Below are 1,851 nucleotides of genomic sequence, written 5' to 3' on the forward strand. Positions count from 1 at the left end.
TCACTCAACAAGGATTTACCTTTCAACCAATTTATTTTTTTAATCAGACCGTTACTATGTTAAAACAGGTTTTTTCCCCTGAATCATTAGTGATTATAGGATCAGACCCGAAGTTTGGCCATTTCAAAAAAACACCATTATTTCCAACTGTTTTAGAACCTTACCTATATTCATTTACTATATTATTTTTAGCCTTTTTTCTTGCTCTCTTTTTATCATCTAGCATGGCATTTTTTTATTTTTTAGCAAAAGATTATATAAAAAAATGGATAAACCGAATTGTGTTCATATTAGAAGCTGTCCCTGATATGATGATGATGATTTGTTTGCAAATATTTTTCATATGGGTACTTCAGAAATTTGGGGAATCTCCTGTCACTATTATTTCTTTTAATGAAAATCGAGCTTATTTACTCCCTATTTTATCATTAGCTGTCTTACCTACATTACAAATGTTTCGGATGATGGTGTTATACATAAAAGAAGAGCAAGGAAAACATTACGTAGAGGTTGCATATGGAAAAGGCCTTTCATCAAGTTATATACTATGCATTCATTTATTCAAAAATATATCTATCCACTTCTTCCACCATTTAAAAACAATTTTTGTTTTCTTACTTTCTAATTTATTCATTTTAGAATTTGTTTTTAATATGGAAGGCATTATTCAATTTTTATTTAATAAGGCGTTTGTTTCACCTCCAGCTGCATTTATCATACTTGTTATGATTGTTTTACCATTTTACGCCATTTTCCAAATAGTCTCATTCATGATGAATAGATGGAAAAAGCAATTGAAAGGAGTATCATTATGAAATCTATTTGGAAATCAAAACGCTTTTTAATCGGCTTTGCTTATCTATTCATACTTATTTCAGCTAGTTTTATTTATAGTTGGTTCTTTAAAGATAACATCCCAAAACCTCCTCAGTTACTTTACAATGAAAATAACGAATTACTTGGAAAGGCCCCCTTTCCGCCATCGTTAATTCCACCTTTTGGATCTGATCGTTTTGGAGAGTCTGTTTTCTTACAAATTGTAGAAGGAGCAAAATTCACTATTTTATTAGCCGTGGCAATTAGCTTCTTTCGAATTTTATGCGGAACATGTATAGGAATCCTCTTAAGTTTATTTGCTCCAAAACTCAAGAGATTTTTCCAGTCATGCTCAGAAGTTTTTTATTATATTCCAACTCTATTTATCGCATTCATACTCATCACGCCCGTTAATATTATAATCACATCAAATGCTGATGGGGTAGATCCAAATATTTCATTTACGTTTTATCAAGTACTCGTACTTATTTTCGTCGCTCTGCCTACACTTTCTTTATACATATCCTCAGAAGTTGATGAATTTATGAAACAAGATTACATCTTAAGTTCACAATTACTGGGGGCTAGTCGTTTTCATATTATAAAAAAACACTTACGAGTCTTATTACTTGACCGCTTATTTGTATTATTTATGGAACATATCGTCCAAACACTCATACTCGTTATCCATTTAGCGTTGCTTAACATTGTAATTGGCGGCATACAAATGCGTGAACTCTATGACGGAGTGCTCAAACCTGTTTCTCTATCTAATGATTGGGCAGGTCTTATTGGATTAAATCGTAATGAAATGAATCTTTCATGGTGGATTATTTTTTATACTCTCGCTTCATTCTTTATTACGATTCTATTTATTAAGCTTATGACCATCGGGATTCAAGATGCACTGAAAGCAAGAGATTCGCAAATTGTAGCAATTCAAAACGTTCCAGATCATAAAAAATTCGTTAAACATAAAGATTCCTTTTCGTTTGCAAATAAAGTAAACCTTTAATCATTTCTCATTAATCAAGT

At 31.4% G+C, this 1,851-nt stretch carries 2 protein-coding genes; both read left to right on the forward strand.

Going from position 1 to position 1,851, the window contains the following annotated elements:
• A partial coding sequence (locus tag ACQGS6_RS27610; protein ID WP_426965966.1) for an ABC transporter permease subunit occupies positions 1 to 815 on the forward strand: 815 nt, incomplete at its 5' end.
• A complete protein-coding gene (locus ACQGS6_RS27615) occupies positions 812 to 1,831 on the forward strand; it encodes an ABC transporter permease (protein ID WP_000836558.1) in 1,020 nt (339 codons plus the stop codon). The genes ACQGS6_RS27610 and ACQGS6_RS27615, both read left to right, overlap by 4 nt.
• Positions 1,832 to 1,851 lie beyond the last annotated feature (20 nt).

Origin of the sequence: Bacillus sp. GMs2/2, assembly GCF_050172095.1 — a bacterium.
GTDB lineage: Bacteria > Bacillota > Bacilli > Bacillales > Bacillaceae_G > Bacillus_A > Bacillus_A cereus.

Coding starts and splice junctions, on each gene's coding strand:
- ACQGS6_RS27615 (WP_000836558.1), top strand. CDS start 812: ATGAAATCTATTTGGAAATCAAAACGCTTTTTAATCGGCTTTGCTTAT.